The organism is Ginsengibacter sp. (genome assembly GCF_057362405.1).
In genome coordinates this window covers 1-4,807 of record NZ_JBMQQG010000159.1, presented here as the reverse complement: position 1 = coordinate 4,807, position 4,807 = coordinate 1, and the positions used below count along the sequence as shown (strand labels likewise).

Annotated in this window: 3 protein-coding genes and 1 pseudogene; all 4 read right to left on the bottom strand. The window is 40.5% G+C overall.

Annotated features, from left to right (window positions below):
- Positions 1-301 (bottom strand): annotated as a pseudogene (locus ACO1O5_RS13340) (hypothetical protein); the annotation flags it as partial.
- 41 nt (positions 302-342) lie between these two features.
- Complete coding sequence (locus tag ACO1O5_RS13335) at positions 343-2,316, bottom strand: M1 family metallopeptidase (protein ID WP_486270979.1); 1,974 nt, start codon at positions 2,314-2,316, stop codon at positions 343-345.
- A 27-nt stretch (positions 2,317-2,343) separates the two neighbouring features.
- Positions 2,344-3,693, bottom strand: coding sequence for an APC family permease (locus tag ACO1O5_RS13330; protein ID WP_486270977.1), 1,350 nt, complete (start codon positions 3,691-3,693; stop codon positions 2,344-2,346).
- A 73-nt stretch (positions 3,694-3,766) separates the two neighbouring features.
- The gene (locus tag ACO1O5_RS13325) at positions 3,767-4,705 is read right to left on the bottom strand and encodes an NAD-dependent epimerase/dehydratase family protein (protein ID WP_486270975.1); all 939 of its coding nucleotides are present in this window, start codon (positions 4,703-4,705) and stop codon (positions 3,767-3,769) included.
- Positions 4,706-4,807: the final 102 nt, after the last annotated feature.

Below are 4,807 nucleotides of genomic sequence, written 5' to 3'. Positions count from 1 at the left end.
GATGACCGGTTATTTGCAGGTATCCGCCCCAGATAATTGATTTCCTCGTACCTAAAAATTTATCTGCTACTATGCCACCGAAAAAATTAAACCCAAAAACCAATGCAGCATAAGTACCCAAAACGGCATAGCCCATTGATTGCCCAAGACGCAGTTGTGTAACTATATAGGCGATCAGCAATGCCTTCATTCCATAAAATGAAAACATGTCCCACATGGTAGTGAACGCCACCCGAAACATTTCCTTAGGGTGTTTCTCAGTCTCTTCATTCACGACCGGTAATGCTCCAACAATTTCCATAGTTATCGTTTAAGTATGTTTCACTTTATTGTGAGTTTTTACTATTTCCCGTTGTTCCATTCATTATTTTTTCTATCTACATCAGGCATTACATTTCCCGGATCGATTATCACTCTATCGATAGTACTTGCAGAAGGATATTTAAAAGTCCACGTGCCACCCCGCTGCCATATTTCAACAGGTAACTGAATCGTTTCTGCCTTACCGTTAGTTTCAGTAATTTTTGCAATAACCGGCATGATCATTTTCCCTTTGTTCTCAATTGTGATCAATGCACCTTTGGCTGGATCACTATCAACATACGTAACATTAGTGGTTGCCTGGTCAAGTTTCCAGGTGGTAAAGAACCATTCTTTCCAAAACCAGTTCAAATCTTCGCCCGCTGCACTGTTGATGCAATGAAAAAAGTCGTAGGGGGTAGGATGTTTAAATGCCCAGGCTTCGGTATATTTTCTGAAGGCATAATCAAATCGCTCTTTGCCCACGACAACCGTACGAAGTAAGTTGAGGCCATAAGCCGTTTTGCCATAGAATTGATAATGTTGTTGTTCGTCCATTGCATCCGATAGGGTCATCAGGGGATCTTTATACTTCATGAACTGTTCGTAATCACGGGAGGCAAAAAAACTTTTATCAAAATATGCCTTGTCATTTACATACTCACCTTTATTGAAAAAATCAGTTGCTATATAATTGATATAAGTATTGAAACCCTCGTCCTGCCACATATATTTTCTTTCATTACTGCCAACGATCATAGGGTACCAGTTATGGCCAATTTCATGTGCTATTAAGAACCATAAGCGGGCTTTGGTTTCTTTATAATTATTAAATATGATGCCGGGATATTCCATACCTCCGGTTATGCCGGCATTACTAACGGCAATATTCCATGGATACTCGAAAAAGTTTTTGGAATATATTTCTATACTTGCTTTTAAATATTCTGTAGACCTTGTCCATGCAGTATCTCCCATACTCTCTAACGGGTAACACGACATCGCCAGTGCCTTGCGGCCAGATGGTAAATTTATTTTTGCAGCATCCCATATCATTCCTTTACCTGCACACCAGCCAACATCTCTTGTATTTTTCATAGAGAAATGCCAGGTAAGCTTTCCTTTTGTAGTTGGCCGCATGGAAGGTTTCATGGCTTCATCAGCGCCAATTATCGTAACAGTTTTATCGCTGTTGGCAGCTTTCGCTAATCTTTTTATTTCTTCTGCTGTTAATACTTCCTTTGGATTCTGCAGATCCCCTGAACCATATACAATCATTTCTGCAGGGGCTGTGATGTAATAATCATAATTGCCATAATCGCAATAAAATTCTCCGAGACCCATATAAGGTAAGGTGTTCCATCCTTCCACATCATCGTATACGCACATCCGTGGGTACCATTGTCCTATTTGATAGATAACCCCGTTTTTCGTGTATTGTCTTCCAAAGCGGCCGGCTCCGTCAAGCGGAATTGTAAAATTGAAATTCATTTTTATGGAGACTTTATCGCCCTTGGGTAACATGGGTGCGTTTAAGCGTACCTGCATCCTTGTGTCGGAAATGATGGGTTGCACGGTATATGTTTTTCCAGCCTGGCTAACGGTTACATCTTTAATTTGATAACCACCGTTACTTTTTCCCAGTACACTAAAATAATCTCCCGGGTAACGGGTAGCCGCAACCGATCTTGAAGAAGGTTTAAAAATATTTTGATCGAGTTGAAGCCATAAATACTCCAACTGATCAGGACTATTATTAGTATAAACAATAGTTACATCGCCTGTAACCGACGTATCCTTTTCACTTAAAGTTGCATGAATGGCATAGCTGGCGCTGTTTTGCCAATACAACGGTCCGGGTACTCCTTTCGCGGAGCGGAATGCATTACCGGCGGGTGGATTAAAATTTTGGACAAAAAAATCATGCGGATTGTAAGCTGAACTATCGCTTCCATTTTGTGCATGTAAAAAACAAACGGATAATAATTGGGCGCAGAGAAATATTATTTTTTTCATTTCGGTAAATTTTGAAACGGCAATGTATTACACTTCGGGGACAAGGATTTTATCTACCTGTCTTTTCCTGGTAAGTTTAAATAGATAAATTATTGACAGTATACCGATAAATATCAGAATACCCACAATCTCCTTTAATTGCAATTGAACAATGAAAAAACAAAGCGCCACCAAGGCTGCAATGGGGACTATAAGGCCGCCGGGAATTTTAAAGGTGCCTGTTCTATCGATATTTTTTTTCAGCCTGAATTTTATAGTTGCCAGTACAACTCCAACGTACAATAACAATAAAGACGCCGATACTATAATTGCCAATTGCCTGAATCCGCCGGAGACAGCTACTAAACAAGCAACTACCGAGAAGGTAATAATTGCATTGGCAGGCGTTGCAAAACGCGGATGAATTTTCGCAAGATAGCGTGGCAGTAAATTATCCTCAGCGCCAGCGAGCATCACTCTTGGAAATGCCAATGGAAGGGAACTTAATATGCCGAAGATGGCTATCAATGACGCCACAATTATCACAGTATGGCCAACAGGCCCTATAAGTTTATCTGCCACTGCAGCCAATGGTGCTTCTTTAAAATTTGAGAGTCCGGCGCCTAACACACCCTGGGCAGCTAACTGAATCAAGCAGAAGATCAGGATAGTTGCCAGCATACCGTAAAAAATTGCGAGAGGCGCTGTGCGACTGGGATTTTTCATTTCGCCCCCAATATTCAGTGCACTTTCTCCCCCGGCAAACGCAAAAAATAATACAAGAGAAACCTCTCCTAAATTTTGAAATGATGGCAAATGATCTATATGCAGGTTGGATAATGTTGAACCCCAAAAGCCAAGTACCACCAGGAGAAAGAGCGGAAGCATTTTAATAAGTGTAACAATTTTTATAACCTTCATTCCCTGTTTTACGCCAAGGATATTGATGTAAGCGGAAAAGCCGATGAGTGCGATAAAAAGCAGCGCCCTATAAAAAGGAATCTTGAAGATAGGAAACGCTACTGATAAAATATCAGCAAATCCATTAACCAGGGCAGCTGTTACAAACACGCCAACGCCAAACCAAAACAATGTATTGGAGATAAATCCGGCATACGACCCAAAAGCTTTTTCAATGTATGCATATGAGCCGCCGGAGCAGGTTACCTGGCTGCTGATTTCTGCGTAACATAACATTACCAATAAGAACAACGAGCCGCAAGCGATATAGGCAACAATGCTTGCGTTACCGAGTTCACTCGCAACGATTGCCGGCAATAGAAATATTCCACTGCCAATGGTGTTATTAATAACATTTAAAAAAATACCCCAAACGCCAATCTCTCTTTTTAAGCCTTTTCCTGATTTCTTTGCAGCAGTAATGGTTGAAATTTTCATTTTTCGTTGTGGTTATGAATGTGAGCGTTTAATGTGTCTGATGCCCTGGTCTATTGTCCGCACTTCCAGGCACTTACACACAATGATTCAAGGTTTCCCTTGCAGAAATAAAGGCAATACCCAAATCCTTCTTTGCTAACGAGCTGCTATACACGATAACCGGTTCATTGAGAGGCGGCTGCTTGTTAAGCATCAGCGAAATATCAGAAACTTTATAACTTTCATGAGCTATCAGATAATTTTTTCCGTGAATACTTTTCGTGGTTGCCGCCTGGTAAATAGCTTCCGCCACATCTCTTACATCTATCATTGAAAACATGGCATCTGTTTCAAATAACATTACCACAAAAGGATTGGGAGCAATTTTATTTTTTATCAAAAATTGCATACCCATCGAAGTAGAATCGGGCCTTTCAGAAAGGGCGTTTCCAACTGCCCACGTGGGAGATACGGAAGTAATTTCAAATGAAAGATCCGGGTTGTTTGCAATAAATTTTCTCACCTCCTGGTCCGCCAAAAATTTCGCCTGTGCATAAGGATGGTCCTGTTCACTTAGGTAAGGAGTGTCCTGTTCGGTAAAAATATGATCGGCAGGGTAAGTTGCCGGGTCTAAAGGAAAGGAAGTATTCCATGCCGCCACCGACGAAATGAACACCACTTTTTTTAAATCTTTTGATTTGGAAATTACGTCCAGGAAATTTCGTGTACCCTGCACAGTTGGTTCCATCAATTCTGTTTGCGGGTCTTTTACATCGAGTATAAAAGGTGTACCGCCGTGTACCACAATGTCGCAACCTGTTACAAAATCCTCTATTGATTTTTTATCTCTTATGTCTAAGGGCAGAATTTCCAGGTTATTGGTGGCGTTAGTAAGTGCCAGTAAATGCTGGTACTTACTATTATTGTTGATATCTGTTGAAGAAATTTTTACGTCAAAATCCTCTTCAAGGAATATTTTGGTAACGTAGCTACCGATAAATCCGGAACCCCCGATTATGCCTGCTGTTTGCATGATTTTTTTTTTACCTGAGATAACATTGCTTAACAAAAACGAAAAAATTTATCTAAGAATATTCTATTTCTGTTACGCCTGGATAGAACCTTTCTGGTGTTC

What these genes read in the sequence shown, in the direction of transcription:
- ACO1O5_RS13330 (WP_486270977.1), bottom strand. Translation starts at nt 3,693, where the DNA reads ATGAAAATTTCAACCATTACTGCTGCAAAGAAATCAGGAAAAGGCTTA.
- ACO1O5_RS13335 (WP_486270979.1), bottom strand. Translation starts at nt 2,316, where the DNA reads ATGAAAAAAATAATATTTCTCTGCGCCCAATTATTATCCGTTTGTTTT.
- ACO1O5_RS13325 (WP_486270975.1), bottom strand. Translation starts at nt 4,705, where the DNA reads ATGCAAACAGCAGGCATAATCGGGGGTTCCGGATTTATCGGTAGCTAC.